Source organism: Micromonospora sp. NPDC003197 (assembly GCF_053590565.1).
The window spans coordinates 1-13,163 of record NZ_JBSFTE010000001.1 but is presented as its reverse complement, the minus strand read 5'-3'; the positions used below and the strand labels follow the sequence as shown (position 1 = coordinate 13,163).

The following is a 13,163-nucleotide window of genomic DNA, read 5'->3' as shown; positions in this document are numbered from 1 at the left end:
GGGAGGGCTGCGATGCCCATGCTAGTGAAGCTCGCCCGTGTCTCCACCCGCCGTAGCGAGGTGTGGCGACACTGCGAGGTCTGCGACGAGCTGGTCGCGATGCCGCCGTTCGCCTTCGTCTGCGGCACCTGCTCGGACGTCACCCCGTCGCCGTACCGGCTGCGTCGGAGGTGGTCGTGATGCGCCGTATTCGTCTCGTGTGGTTGCGGCACGTCGGCCGTGAGGTCGAAGCCGTCCTACGCCGGGCAGTTGGGTTGTCGCCGGCTGCTGCTCGGGTGGTGGCGATTTACTGCCCGCACTGCGAGGAGTGGGTGAAGCCTCGTCGGTTTGATCTGCGGCGGATGGCGTGCCGCATGTGTTTGGCGACGTTGGCTCGGCCGCGCCGGTCCCGGGTTGTCTGGGGTGGTGACTGGTCGTGCCGTTGATCAATGTGATTCCGGGGGAGAAGGTCCCGGTCGCGCCGATGAACGTGCGGCTTCCGGCGTGGCGGATTCCGGGTTGGTTGCTGGTCTTCTGGTGGCTGCTACGGGGCCTGGTCCGCATGTCGGTGTTGGCGGTCCGCTACTGGTGGCTGACCGCCCCAACCCTGGTCGCTGGGTGGATCTGGGCGCGGTTCGGCTGGCCGACGCTCGTAGGTGTGGTCCTGGCCGTGGTCGGGCTCTGTCTCGGTTGGTGGCGGTGGCATCCGGCGTCGTGGCTGCGCTTCGGCTGGTATCCGGTCGTGGCTCGGTGGCGTCGCCTGTGGGTCTATCGGCGTGGTTGGGCCTCGGTGATGGCTACCTGTGGGTTGGCGACGGCGTTCGCCGGTGACCGCTACGTGCCCCAACTGCTGTCGGTGCGGTGTGACCGGTTCGGGGATCGGGTGACGGTGCGGATGCTGCCCGGTCAGATTCCGGATGACTGGGGGCAGGCCGCGGAACGTCTCGCCTACGCGTTCCGGCTTCGTGAGGGCCGGGCACAGAGCACGAGCCGGCCGGATCGGGTGGTGTTGCACTTCGTCCGCCGCGACCCCCTGGCCGCGATGGTGAAGCCGTTGCCGGTGCCGGTGGTGCCGGACCTGGACGGCCTGCCCCTCGGCTACCGGGAAGACGGGGACCTGTATCGACTGCGGTTGGCCGGGTCGCATGTGCTGATCGCGGGGGCGACGAACTCCGGCAAAGGCTCGGTGATCTGGTCGCTAATCCGCGCGTTGGCGGGTGGTGTCCGCTCGGGCCTGGTGGAGTTGTGGGCGTTCGACCCCAAGGGCGGAATGGAACTCGCTGCCGGGGTGCCGCTGTTCGCGCGGTTCGCCTACGACGATCCGGACAGCATGGCCGGGGTCCTGGAAGAGGCCGTGAAACGGATGCGGCAACGCGCCGCCGTACTGCGTGGGGTCACCCGCCAACACGTCCCGACCACAGATGAGCCGCTGATCGTCCTGGTCGTCGACGAGCTGGCCGCACTCACCGCCTATCTGACTGATCGGAAGGTCCGCGACCGGATCCGGGAAGCCCTCGGACTGCTCCTGTCGCAGGGCCGGGCGGTCGGGGTGCACGTGGTCGCGGCGTTGCAGGACCCACGTAAGGACGTGCTGCCGTTCCGGGACCTGTTCCCGACCCGCATTGCGTTGCGGCTGACCGAACCGGAACAGGTGGACATGGTCCTCGGCGACGGTGCCCGCAACCGAGGTGCGGTGTGTGACCGGATCCCGGAAACCTCGCCCGGGGTCGGCTATGTGGCCCTTGATGGTGTGCGGGAACCCGTCCGGGTCCGGTTCTCCTATCTCACCGACACCGACATCCGTGACCTGGGCTGCGACTACCGGCGACTGGACGACACCGATGGGCGGGAGGTGGCGGCGTGAAGACCACCGCGTCCAGCATCGGTGACCGGTTCGAGGGCGTGGTCCTGGTCCTCATCCTCCTCATCGTCGGTGGCCTGGCGGGGGCGGCGTCGTTCACCCACGTCCACGACTGGACCATGACCCACTCACCGGCCGGTACCGGGGACTGGTTCGGCTGGGCCAACGCGGCGATCTCCGAACTCATCCCCATCGCCGCCCTGCTCACCATCCGCAAACGGCGACGCACAGGCGGCCCGGTCGGCTACCCGATGTTCCTGCTCGTCGCCGCCGTGGCCCTGTCCCTGTCGGCACAACTGGCGGTAGCCAAGCCTGGCCTGTCCGGGTGGCTGCTGTCCGCCGTACCCGCGCTGGCGTTCCTCGGCCTGTCGAAACTCGTCCTCAACGTCAAACCGACGCCACCAGCCGCTGACTTGTACCCGGCTGACCTGGTCCCAGTCGAAGACGACGACACGGAAGAACTGCCCCCGGCGCAGGTCGAGCAGGACACCGACCGGTCCGACGAGCGGACCAACTCCGTCGACCAGGTGGCGATGGTCGATCTGGTCCGTCGGGAGTCTGACCGGCCTGGACTGGTTCCGGTACCGGCGACCGCCTTCGCCGCGCGTAATGGCACCCGGTTCACCCCTTCGGCATCTGCGGAGGCCACCCCATGACCCACCCCCAACCCACCGTGATTCCGGCCGGGGAACCGCCTCGGCCGGGTTCCCGGGCCGACCGGATGCGTATGCCCCTGGCCAAGGACGCGCTCAAGCGCCTTGCTGAGGAAAACGGCGTGTGCGTCCGGCCTCTGGCGCTGCGGCGTACCGACACCGTGACCGGGGTGACCGAAGTCGTAGAGGTCCCCTGCGGCGCGACCCTGGCCGTGAAGTGCAAGCCGTGCGCGGAACGCAACCGGCGGCTACGCATCCAACAGATCCGCGAGGGCTGGCACCTGGCGGACGAGCCGGCCATCCGACCCGACGAGCCGGGTGAGGATGTCCTGTCGCTGGTGCGGGTGCGGGCGCACATGGAGTTCGAACGGGAGGCTCTGCAATACCAGCCGATGCACCCCGATGACCGGGTAGCGCTGATCGCTGACCTCGATCAGGGCATTGTCGAGCTGGATGAGGCCCTGGCCGAAACCAACCTACGCGGGCACCTGACGCCGAAAGAGCGGGATGAGCGGCCTCGGCGGAAGCGGTCCACGAAACGGCGGCAGGATTCGCCGGACCTGCCCCGGCTTCCTGTCGACCCGCGCACCGTGGGCCGGGCCTACAGCGGGAAGGCGGGCAAGACGCACCGGCCGTCGATGCTGGTCACGCTCACCCTCGGCTCACACGGGCCGGTGCACTCCCACCTCCGCCGGGGTGCCTACATCGCGCCGTGTGAGTGTGGGGAGCGGCACGGCCAACACGATGACGTGCTCGGTACCCCCGTCGACCCGACCAGCTACGACTACCGGCGGGCTGCCTTGGACGCGATCCACTTCGCCCGGGTGTTGGACCGGTGGTGGCAGAACGTCCGCCGCGCCGCCGGCTGGAACGTCCAATACGCCGGAGCCATCGAGTTACAACGCCGGTTGGCCCCGCACGCGCACTTCGCCATCCGGGGCACCCTGCCCCGGCGGCTGTTGAAGCAGATCGCCGCCGCGACGTATCACCAGGTGTGGTGGCCCCACGTCGACCGGCTTGTCTACAGCGTCGACAAGCCGCCGGTCTGGGACGTCGACCAACAGGCATACGTCGCCCCGAAAACAAGGCAGCCGCTGCCCACCTGGGCGGAAGCCCTCGACGCCCTGGAGGAACCCGACAGCCGCCCGGCGTACGTCGCTCGGCTCGGCCGGATCGACGCGCGCGGCATCGAGCAGGGCACCAAGGATGCCGAGCGGTCCATCCGCTACGTCACGAAGTACGTCACCAAGGACCTGACCGACCAGGCCAAGCCACGATCGGACGCGCAGAAGGCGCACTTCGACCGGCTCCACGCTGAGCTGTCGGTGTTGCCGTGCTCGCCGACGTGCGCGAACTGGCTCCTCTACGGCGTCCAACCCGACGGGGTCAAGGCGGGCCTGACCCCCGGCCGCTGCACCGGAAAAGTCCACCAACGGTCCACGCTCGGCTTTACCGGCCGGCGGGTACTGGTCTCCCGTCAGTGGTCCGGCAAGACCTTGGCCGACCACCGGGCGGATAACCGGGCATGGGTCCGGGCCATCCTCGCTGGCGGCATGGCCGACACCGAGGAACACGACCAGGCTGTGACCGAACCGGACGGGCCACAGCGCTACCGGTTCGAGTTGGCCCGACCCGAAGACCCCGACGTCCTACCCCTGGAACACCGCATCCTGCGCGCCGTCTCGGCCCGTATCCGCTGGCGGGCAGACCTCAACACCGCCCGACAACGAACAGCCGCCGCTGTTTCGGCAACGCCGATCGATCACTTGGCCCCCGCTGCCTGATCCAACGAGGAGGAACCGGATGGATGACGAGCTGTTGACCGCCGATGAGGTCGCCGCTCGCCTCCGAGCAACACCGCGATTCGTGCGCCGGCTGGTAGCTGAGCGGCGCATCGCGTTCGTCAAGGTCGGTCGCCTGGTGCGCTTCGAGGCGTCCGCCGTCACCGCCTACATCGAGGGGAACCGGGTCGTCCCGATGACCCGTGCGCACCTGCGTAGCTACCTGGGGGAGGTCGCCTGATGGCGAACAGCAAGGGGCATCGTCGTTTCGGCAACGTGCGAAAGCGAGCATCTGGCCGGTTCCAGGCTCGGTATACCGGCCCGGACGGGATCGACCGGACTGCTCCACACACGTTTGTGACCGAGCGGGAGGCGATCCGATGGCTCACGCTGATCGAATCGGAGATCATCAAGGGCGAATGGTCGGCTCCGGAGGCCGGTGAGGTCCGGCTCGACAAGTATGGGCAGAAGTGGATCGCTGAACGGAAACTCCAACCGCGTACGCGGGAGAACTACGAAGATCTGTTCCGGCTCCACATCCGGCCGCGCCTTGGCAGCCTGGCCCTGGGCGCGATCAAGCCGCAGACCATTCGGAGCTGGCGTAAACAGCTCCTCGACGGGGGAACAACCGAGCCCCAGGCGGTGAAGGCGTACTCGCTGCTGCGGGCGATTCTCAACACCGCCGTCAAGGAAGACGAGATCATTCGGCAGAACCCGTGCCGCATCCCTGGGTATGACCGCTATCACACCCCGGAACGACCGGTGGCCACCGTAGCCCAGGTGCTCGCGCTCGCTGACCAGATGCCGCCCCGGTTCTCTGCCCTCGTACTCGTAGCCGCGTTCTCCGGTCTGCGATGGGGCGAACTGGTGGCGCTGCGGCGCTCCGATATCGACCTGGCGGCCGGAGTGGTGCGGGTGCCTCGCAAGTTGGCGGCGTTGCGTAATCGGCTGGAGTTCGGTCCACCGAAGTCTGCGGCCAGCGTCCGTACGGTCGCGCTCCCGGCCGCTGCCAGGTCCGCTCTCAACTGCCACTTGAAGGAGTACGTGGGGGACGAGCCCGACGCGTTGGTGTTCACGGGGGACAAGGGCGCGGCGCTGCGTACCGGGAACTTCCGCCGGGCAGTGAAGTGGGTGGAGGCTCTGCGGGCGGCCGGCATGCCAGAGGGTTTTCACTTTCACGATCTACGGCACACGGGGAACAACCTTGCTGCCGCAACCGGGGCGAGTACCCGGGATCTGATGCATCGGATGGGGCATGCCAGCATGCGAGCGGCGCTTATCTACCAGCACGCGAACAGCGAGCGTGATCGGGAGATCGCGGCCGGAATGGACCGCCGGATTGCCAAGGCTCAGCCCACGGCTCGGAAGACGGTCCGGCGTCGTCGGAAGGGCGTTGACCCCGACGATGGTGCGGCCGGCATACCGGCCCGGATCGGCTAATGGCCCGCTAATGGCCCGCAAGATCGAAGAAGGCTGGAACGAGAACGGCCCAGGTGCGGCGATGTGCTCGCTGACCTGGGCCGTTGCTGGTGGAGCGGGCGACGAGAATCGAACTCGCACCGTCAGTTTGGAAGACTGAAGCTCTGCCATTGAGCTACGCCCGCGTACGTCTTGGTTACCCAGGACGTGGGGAACAGCGTACCCGGTCTAGGTGGCTGGGGGCGACGGGGTATCCACCAGGATTCGATCGATGTCGCCTGCGGCGTACCCCTGAACCTTCCCGGCCTGGTCACGGAGCCCACTTGATCGCGTAGCCTGGCCTGGTCGCGGAGCTGGTGGGTCGGTCGTTGTCGGTGGCCCGCGCCACCGCGACCGAGGCCGTATATGACCCGGTACGGAGGGTTATAAGAGGGCTTCGGTGAGGTGTCGTTGGGGGTCTCGTATCCGCCGCGCCGATACCAGCGGGCGCGACCGGGCACGGAAGGCATACACTCTTCGTCGGCCACGGGGTGTGGCGCAGTTTGGTAGCGCACTCGCTTTGGGAGCGAGGGGCCGTGGGTTCAAATCCCGCCACCCCGACTGTGAAAGACGACCGCGGCGTCGGGTGCCGCCGGTGCCACATGCTGGTTCGCCTACACTCGATGAGCCGAATCACGCCCATATCAGACTGAGATCTGTCAAGGAGTACGCCTGTGAAGAGCACCGTCGAGACTCTGAGCCCGACGCGCGTGCGGCTCGCCATCGAGGTGCCGTTCGTCGAGCTCGAGTCGAGCCTCAAGAAGGCGTACCGGGAGATCGCCCAGCAGGTCAACGTGCCGGGCTTCCGTCGTGGCAAGGTGCCGGCCAACGTCATCGACCAGCGGGTCGGCCGGGGTGCCGTGCTCAACGAGGCGGTGCAGGAGGCCATCCCGGAGAACATCCTCACCGCCGTACGCGAGCACGAGATCAAGACTCTCGGTCGCCCCGAGGTGGAGATCACCGAGCTGACCGACCGCGAGGTGCTGAAGTTCACCGCCGAGGTGGACGTACGGCCGGAGCTGATCCTGCCCGACCTGTCCGGCATCGAGGTGACGGTCGACGAGGTCCAGATCGGCGACAACGAGATCGACGAGCAGGTGGACGGCCTCCGCCAGCGGTTCGCGACCCTCAAGACGGTCGAGCGGGCCGCCCAGGAGGGCGACTTCGTGCAGATCGACCTGGCCGCGACGGTCGACGGCGCGGAGGTGCCGGGCGGATCGGCCACCAACATCTCCCACGAGGTCGGCAGCAAGCAGCTCCTACCCGGACTGGACGAGGTCCTGGTCGGGCTCTCAGCCGGCGAATCGACCACTTTCGTGACCCAGCTGGTCGGCGGTGACTTCGCTGGTCAGGACGCCGACGTCGCGGTGACCGTGCGTACGGTCAAGGAGAAGGAGCTGCCCGAGCTGGACGACGAGTTCGCCCAGTTGGCCAGCGAGTTCGACACCCTGGAGGAGCTGCGTGACGACCTGCGCGGGCGGGTGACCCAGGGCAAGAAGGTCGAGCAGATCTACGCCGCCCGGGACAAGGCCCTGGAGCAGCTGGTGGCAGCCGCCGAGGTGCCCGCGCCGGAGGGCGTCGTCCGGGACGAGGTTGAGCACCGCAAGCAGGCCATGGTCGACCAGCTGGAGCGCATCGGTGCCTCGCTCGAGGAGTACCTCGCCGCTGAGGAGAAGACCGAGGAGCAGATCGACGCCGAGCTGACCGAGGCGGCCACCGAGGGCGTCAAGATCCAGCTGCTGCTCGACACCCTGGCCGACGCCGAGGACGTACAGGTCTCCGACGACGAGTTCGGGCACGAGATCGTGCACCGCGCGCAGCGGGCCGGGATGGCTCCCCAGCAGTACTACGACCAGCTGGTCCGCTCCGGCGCTGCCGGCGCGGTCTTCGGCGACGTACGGCGGGGTAAGGCGCTGTCCTCGGTGATGGAGCGCATCAAGATCACCGACTCGGCTGGCAACGTGGTGACCCTGGACGCGGTGCGTGGCGAGGGCGCTGACGAGCACGACCACGACCACGAGCACTGATCCTGACGTCGTCCGGCCGCCCCGTGTCGCTTGCGGCGCGTGGTGGCCGGACTCGTTCTGGCGTACGCCATGAAGGGGTGCGCTGAGAGCGAACACTGTCCCGAGAGGGGCTCTGTGGCCCCAGTGACCGGTTAGTGTCGGGCGTAAGACGGTACGGAGAGCGAAGGGCTGCCATGACCGAAATGCATATCCCAGCGATGCCCCTCCGGGTGACCGAGGCCCGCGGTGGGGACTCAATTGGCAACCTCGACGACTCGGTTTACAACCGGTTGCTCAAGGAGCGCATCATCTTCCTGGGCAGTGAGGTGACCGACCAGGTCGCCAACCGCATCTGTGCCCAGCTGCTGCTGCTCGCCGCCGAAGACCCGGAGCGCGACATCAACCTGTGGATCAACTCGCCGGGTGGCTCGGTCTACTCCGGTATGGCGATCTACGACACGATGCAGTTCATCGACAACGACGTCTCCACGGTCGCGATGGGCATGGCGGCGTCAATGGGGCAGCTGCTGCTCTGCGCCGGCACCAAGGGCAAGCGTTACGCCCTGCCGCACGCGCGGATCATGATGCACCAGCCGTCCGGCGGCATGGGCGGCACCGCGTCGGACATCGCGATCCAGGCAGAGCAGATGCTCTACACGAAGCGGATGTTCCAGGAGCGGGTCGCGCACCACACCGGCCAGGACCAGGCGCAGATCGAGGCTGACTCGGATCGCGACCGCTGGTTCACCGCGGTGGAGGCCAAGGACTACGGCTTCATCGACAAGGTGATCACCGGAGCCACGCAGGTTCCGGAAGGCGCCGGGACCCTGAGCTAGGAGCTGACGATGACTGACCTGAGCCTGCCGCCCCAGTTCGCGGCTGTGCACAACCGCTACGTTCTCCCGTCTTTCGTCGAGCGCACGTCGTACGGGGTCAAGGAGTCCAACCCCTACAACAAGCTGTTCGAGGACCGGATCATCTTCCTCGGTGTCCAGGTGGACGACGCGTCGGCCAACGACGTGATGGCCCAGCTGCTGACGCTTGAGGGCACCGACCCGGATCGCGACATCATCATGTACATCAACTCGCCCGGTGGTTCGTTCACGGCCATGACGGCGATCTACGACACAATGCAGTACGTCCGCCCGGACATCCAGACCGTCTGCCTGGGGCAGGCGGCGAGTGCGGCGGCGGTGCTGCTTGCCGCCGGTACGGCGGGTAAGCGGATGGCGCTGCCCAATTCCCGCATCATCATTCACCAGCCGGCCACCGAGGGCGGATACGGGCAGGGCTCGGACATCGAGATCCAGGCCCGCGAGATCCTGCGGATGCGGACCCAGCTGGAGGAGATGCTGTCGCGGCACTGCAACCAGCCCGTCGACAAGGTCCGCAAGGACATTGACCGTGACAAGATCATGACGGCTGAAGAAGCCCGTGAATACGGTGTGGTCGACACCATTCTGACCAGCCGTAAGAAGGGGCTGCTGGCGGCGAACGCCGCACGCTGAGCAACCCGGGTCAGGGGCTGGCCGAACGAGTGTTATCGGACAGCCCCTGACACACCCGTTTTTGGGGTCGGAGAAAACTCCCGCAGCGGGTAACGTCGGGTCTGCACCGCTCCTCGGGCGGACCGGCGAGCGGAGCGGAGACTGACGGGACATGAGCGTCCTCAGGGCAGGGCCGGCGTGCCGGCCGATGAATGCAGGGAGAACGTAGGTGGCACGGATCGGCGACGGCGGCGACCTACTGAAGTGCTCCTTCTGTGGCAAGTCCCAGAAGCAGGTCAAGAAGCTCATCGCGGGCCCCGGGGTCTACATCTGTGACGAGTGCATAGATCTCTGTAACGAGATCATCGAAGAAGAACTGGCCGAGTCCGGTGAGGTCAAGTGGGAAGAGCTGCCCAAACCGAGGGAGATCTGCCAGTTCCTCGACTCCTACGTGGTGGGGCAGGATCCGGCCAAGAAGGCGCTGTCGGTGGCGGTCTACAACCACTACAAGCGCATCCAGGCGCAGACAGCCGGGACACCTGGCTCGGGTAACGACGCCGTTGAACTCTCCAAGTCCAACATCCTGTTGATCGGTCCCACCGGTTGCGGTAAGACCCACCTCGCGCAGACCCTGGCCAGGATGCTCAATGTGCCGTTCGCCATTGCCGACGCCACCGCGCTGACCGAAGCCGGCTACGTCGGTGAGGACGTCGAGAACATCCTGCTCAAGCTCATCCAGGCAGCCGACTACGACGTCAAGCGTGCCGAGACCGGGATTATCTACATCGACGAGGTCGACAAGATCGCCCGTAAGTCGGAGAACCCCTCCATCACCCGGGACGTCTCCGGCGAAGGGGTCCAGCAGGCGCTACTCAAGATCCTCGAAGGTACGGTCGCCAACGTGCCCCCGCAGGGCGGGCGTAAGCATCCGCACCAGGAGTTCATCCAGATCGACACCTCGAACGTGTTGTTCATCTGCGGTGGTGCCTTCGCCGGCCTGGACCAGATCATCGAGTCCCGTACCGGCCAGGGCGGGTTGGGCTTCGGTGCCCACCTGCGGGCGGTGTCGGAGCGGTCGACCGACGACATCTTCGGCCAGGTGATGCCCGAGGACATGCTCAAGTTCGGCCTGATCCCCGAGTTCATCGGCCGGCTGCCAGTGATCACCAACGTGCGCAGCCTCGACCGGGACGCACTGGTCAAGATTCTGACCGAGCCGCGCAACGCGCTTGTCCGCCAATACCAGCGGCTGTTCGAGTTGGACGGGGTCGAGCTGGAGTTCGACACAGCAGCCCTGGAGGCTATCGCCGACCAGGCCATGCTGCGCGGCACCGGGGCCCGTGGGCTTCGCGCCATCATGGAGGAGGTTCTGCTCTCCGTGATGTACGAGGTGCCCAGCAACCCGGACGCCGCTCGGGTCCTGATCACGCGCGAGGTCGTACTGGAGAACGTCAACCCGACGATCGTGCCGCGTGAGTTCACTGGCCGCCGGCGTCGGGACCGCGAGGAGAAGTCGGCCTGACCACTCCATCGAGGGTCGATCTCGGTGAGCTGTTGCGCCGCGTCGAGCAGGGCGAGCAGCTGCCCGATCGCCCATGGCTGCGTACCTCCCCGCAGCCAGCCGGGCGGGCCGCAGCGGTGGTTGCCTTTCCAGGTCTCTCGGTGGTGGCCGCCGACGTCGATCCGGACTGGGTGCATGACCAGCTTGCCGATGGTGACCTGTCGGCCCCGCTGAATCCGCCGTTCCTCACCGCGATCTGCGACAAGACTGGTCTGACCGTCAACAACATCGACGCGGTGCTGTTGGCCGATCCGCTCGACGGGCCTCCGGAGCTGCCGCTCACCCCGATTCGGGCCGCCGACCATCCCCGCGTACGCCGGGCACACCGGTACCGCGACGATGTCCGGGTCTGGATCACCGTCGGCGGCGTCCTGATCCTCGGTCGCGGACTGACCGGACGGTGGGAGGTCGCGGTCGAGGTGGACGAGACTGCCCGGGGTACGGGCCTTGGTCGGCGACTGGCCGGGGCCGCGCGTTACCTCAGCCCGCAGGGGCGGCCGGTCTGGGCGCAGATCGCGCCGGGCAACGCGGCGAGTCTGCGCGCCTTTCTCGCGGCGGGCTACCGTCCGGTTGGGGCGGAGGCACTCCTCACCCACGCTGGGTCCTGAGAGCGGCCCACGTCGCGTTCTGCGGGCACCTCGCGTCGCGTTCTGCGGGAGTGGCCTTCGGTCTGGCCTCGATGGATGGTCCGAGCTCGTCGACGGCCGTAGAGTCGATGCATGCGTGTCGCCGTATGCCAGCTCAACTCTCGCGAGGACCGGGCGGCCAATCTGGCCGTCGCCGAGGAACTGTTGACGAGGGCCGCAGCCGACGGTGCCGACCTGGCCGTGCTGCCGGAGTACGTCGACTATCTCGGCCTCGGATCCCGAGCTCCGAAGCCGGAGTCGGTCGATGGCGAGTTCGCGGCGTTCTTCGCTGCGGCTGCCCGACGGCTGGGAATGTGGGTGCTGGCGGGCTCGTTCCACGAGACTGGCCCAGACGCGGAACGGACCTACAACACCTCGTTGCTGTTCGACCGATCCGGTACGCGGGCGGCGGCCTATCGCAAGATCCATTTGTACGACGTGGAGATTCCCGGTCGGGTCTCCTACCTTGAGTCTCGGGGAGTCGCACCGGGTGACGATCCGGTGGTCGCCTCGGTCGACGGCGTACCGGTGGGCCTGTCCATCTGCTACGACCTGCGCTTCCCGGAGTTGTACCGACAGCTCACCGTCGTCGGCGGTGCGCAGGTGTTGGTGGTGCCCGCCGCGTTCATGCTGCACACCGGCCGGGATCACTGGGAGGTACTGCTGCGGGCCCGGGCCATCGAGAACCAGTGCTACGTGGTGGCGGCCGGCCAGATCGGCGATCACGAGCCGGGGCGTACCTGCTTTGGTCGCAGCATGGTCGTGGATCCCTGGGGCACGGTGCTGGCCCAGGCACCCGACGCGGTGGGTGTGACCATCGCGGATCTCGACCTCGCCCGGCTGGCCCGGATTCGGTCGGAACTGCCGAGCCTGGCCAACCGGCGGATGTGACTCCGTCCACGGGCGGTACGGATCAGCGTGACCGGCCTCGGCGTGGAACGGTCCGTCCTAGCGCTGAACCAGGACGCCGAGTACGGCGAGCCCGACGATGACGCTTCCGGTTACCAGCATCGCGGTTGTCATCCGGGAAGGCCCTCGGCGGGCCAGCCGTTGCACAGACAGGAGAACGGCGGCCAGCACCAGGACGCCGATGACCAGTTGCCACAGGGGAAGAAGGAGCCCGAGCAGCGGGTCCTGCGTCCAGGTTCCGGAGCTACCGGTCATGGCTCACACTCTGGCACAACGAAGGCCTCGTTCGCGCTTCCTGATCCGCTCTCCGCCCACAGCGGAGGCCCTCGGGAAACGGGTTGACAGGCGTTGATTTGTGTTCTGTCGCGTGGTCCCGTAACTTTCTCTCTGCAAGCGGAACACCGGACAAAACGGCCGGAACCGCAAGCGCCAGGCTCGGGGCGGGTGACCGCCGAGCGAGACTGGAACCGGGTGGTGCGATTGACCGGCAAGCCGGAGTTGCGATCGCGAAACCGACCGGGTAGAGTAACGAAGCCGGCAGGAGCCGGGCGGACAGCGCCGCAAGGTAGCGAGTCGGCCGGTCTGAAGGCTTCCCCCGAACGAAACGACCACCGGGTACGGTGTGCGTCAACACGCGGGGACGGTTGGTCCAAGTGGTAGGGTCGGACTCCCGACCTGACCATGCAGGTCCGACTACATAGACTTGAACATCAGCCCCAGGGCTTTCCGGATTAGTCTGGCATGTCTTGGTGTGTGTTTGTTCTTTGAGAACTCAACAGGGTGCTTGATAAGCCAGTGCCAAGTTATGTTTGAACCCCGGCCGGCTGATCTATTTGATTGGT

At 67.1% G+C, this 13,163-nt stretch carries 13 protein-coding genes and 2 tRNA genes; 13 read left to right on the top strand and 2 right to left on the bottom strand.

The features are described 5' to 3' along the window. Nucleotides 1–12: 12 nt before the first annotated feature. The 6 genes from ACWDV4_RS00075 (at nt 13) to ACWDV4_RS00050 (ending at nt 5,714) form a co-directional block, all read left to right on the top strand. Nucleotides 13–180 carry a hypothetical protein gene (locus ACWDV4_RS00075; protein ID WP_449973564.1) on the top strand — a complete coding sequence of 56 codons (168 nt, stop codon included), beginning with the start codon at nt 13–15 and terminating at the stop codon, nt 178–180. Nucleotides 181–415: 235 nt separating this feature from the next. After that, the gene (locus ACWDV4_RS00070; protein ID WP_449973563.1) at nt 416–1,843 is read left to right on the top strand and encodes an FtsK/SpoIIIE domain-containing protein; all 1,428 of its coding nucleotides are present in this window, start codon (nt 416–418) and stop codon (nt 1,841–1,843) included. Further along, entirely contained in the window at nt 1,840–2,496 is a 657-nt protein-coding gene (locus ACWDV4_RS00065; RefSeq protein ID WP_449973562.1) for a DUF2637 domain-containing protein, read from the top strand. Before ACWDV4_RS00070 ends, ACWDV4_RS00065 begins: the two co-directional genes overlap by 4 nt. After that, entirely contained in the window at nt 2,493–4,277 is a 1,785-nt protein-coding gene (locus ACWDV4_RS00060; protein WP_449973561.1) for a replication initiator, read from the top strand. Before ACWDV4_RS00065 ends, ACWDV4_RS00060 begins: the two co-directional genes overlap by 4 nt. A 19-nt stretch (nt 4,278–4,296) precedes the next feature. Next, nucleotides 4,297–4,515: a helix-turn-helix domain-containing protein gene (locus ACWDV4_RS00055; RefSeq protein ID WP_449973559.1), complete on the top strand. Its 219-nt coding sequence runs from the start codon at nt 4,297–4,299 to the stop codon at nt 4,513–4,515. Next, nucleotides 4,515–5,714 carry a tyrosine-type recombinase/integrase gene (locus ACWDV4_RS00050; protein WP_449973558.1) on the top strand — a complete coding sequence of 400 codons (1,200 nt, stop codon included), beginning with the start codon at nt 4,515–4,517 and terminating at the stop codon, nt 5,712–5,714. Before ACWDV4_RS00055 ends, ACWDV4_RS00050 begins: the two co-directional genes overlap by 1 nt. Nucleotides 5,715–5,804: 90 nt before the next feature. Here ACWDV4_RS00050 and ACWDV4_RS00045 read toward each other — a convergent pair. Next, nucleotides 5,805–5,878 (bottom strand) — tRNA-Gly (locus ACWDV4_RS00045). Between the two features lie 341 nt (nt 5,879–6,219). Here ACWDV4_RS00045 and ACWDV4_RS00040 point away from each other — a divergent pair. The 7 genes from ACWDV4_RS00040 to ACWDV4_RS00010 all read left to right on the top strand — a co-directional run bounded on the left by ACWDV4_RS00040 (nt 6,220) and on the right by ACWDV4_RS00010 (nt 12,303). After that, nucleotides 6,220–6,293, top strand: a tRNA-Pro gene (locus tag ACWDV4_RS00040). Nucleotides 6,294–6,406: 113 nt separating this feature from the next. Next, nucleotides 6,407–7,759, top strand: coding sequence for a trigger factor (gene tig, locus ACWDV4_RS00035; protein ID WP_449973557.1), 1,353 nt, complete (start codon nt 6,407–6,409; stop codon nt 7,757–7,759). A 173-nt stretch (nt 7,760–7,932) separates the two neighbouring features. After that, nucleotides 7,933–8,574, top strand: a complete 642-nt coding sequence (locus ACWDV4_RS00030; RefSeq protein ID WP_184536311.1) for an ATP-dependent Clp protease proteolytic subunit — start codon at nt 7,933–7,935, stop codon at nt 8,572–8,574. A gap of 9 nt (nt 8,575–8,583) precedes the next feature. Continuing rightward, the gene (locus ACWDV4_RS00025) at nt 8,584–9,246 is read left to right on the top strand and encodes an ATP-dependent Clp protease proteolytic subunit (protein ID WP_449973555.1); all 663 of its coding nucleotides are present in this window, start codon (nt 8,584–8,586) and stop codon (nt 9,244–9,246) included. A 208-nt stretch (nt 9,247–9,454) separates the two neighbouring features. Next, nucleotides 9,455–10,747 (top strand): ATP-dependent Clp protease ATP-binding subunit ClpX, encoded by a 1,293-nt coding sequence (gene clpX / locus ACWDV4_RS00020; RefSeq protein WP_449973553.1) that lies wholly within the window; start codon nt 9,455–9,457, stop codon nt 10,745–10,747. A 32-nt stretch (nt 10,748–10,779) separates the two neighbouring features. After that, nucleotides 10,780–11,394, top strand: a complete 615-nt coding sequence (locus ACWDV4_RS00015; protein WP_449973552.1) for an N-acetyltransferase family protein — start codon at nt 10,780–10,782, stop codon at nt 11,392–11,394. 111 nt (nt 11,395–11,505) lie between these two features. Next, the gene (locus ACWDV4_RS00010) at nt 11,506–12,303 is read left to right on the top strand and encodes a carbon-nitrogen hydrolase family protein (protein WP_449973551.1); all 798 of its coding nucleotides are present in this window, start codon (nt 11,506–11,508) and stop codon (nt 12,301–12,303) included. A 57-nt stretch (nt 12,304–12,360) separates the two neighbouring features. On the opposite strand, the gene ACWDV4_RS00005 is transcribed toward ACWDV4_RS00010, so the two are convergent. Then, nucleotides 12,361–12,576, bottom strand: coding sequence for a hypothetical protein (locus ACWDV4_RS00005; RefSeq protein ID WP_449973549.1), 216 nt, complete (start codon nt 12,574–12,576; stop codon nt 12,361–12,363). Between the last annotated feature and the right edge of the window lie 587 nt (nt 12,577–13,163).

What these genes read in the sequence shown, in the direction of transcription:
- ACWDV4_RS00075 (WP_449973564.1), top strand. Translation starts at nt 13, where the DNA reads ATGCCCATGCTAGTGAAGCTCGCCCGTGTCTCCACCCGCCGTAGCGAG.
- ACWDV4_RS00060 (WP_449973561.1), top strand. Translation starts at nt 2,493, where the DNA reads ATGACCCACCCCCAACCCACCGTGATTCCGGCCGGGGAACCGCCTCGG.
- ACWDV4_RS00055 (WP_449973559.1), top strand. Translation starts at nt 4,297, where the DNA reads ATGGATGACGAGCTGTTGACCGCCGATGAGGTCGCCGCTCGCCTCCGA.
- ACWDV4_RS00050 (WP_449973558.1), top strand. Translation starts at nt 4,515, where the DNA reads ATGGCGAACAGCAAGGGGCATCGTCGTTTCGGCAACGTGCGAAAGCGA.
- ACWDV4_RS00030 (WP_184536311.1), top strand. Translation starts at nt 7,933, where the DNA reads ATGACCGAAATGCATATCCCAGCGATGCCCCTCCGGGTGACCGAGGCC.
- ACWDV4_RS00025 (WP_449973555.1), top strand. Translation starts at nt 8,584, where the DNA reads ATGACTGACCTGAGCCTGCCGCCCCAGTTCGCGGCTGTGCACAACCGC.
- ACWDV4_RS00010 (WP_449973551.1), top strand. Translation starts at nt 11,506, where the DNA reads ATGCGTGTCGCCGTATGCCAGCTCAACTCTCGCGAGGACCGGGCGGCC.
- ACWDV4_RS00005 (WP_449973549.1), bottom strand. Translation starts at nt 12,576, where the DNA reads ATGACCGGTAGCTCCGGAACCTGGACGCAGGACCCGCTGCTCGGGCTC.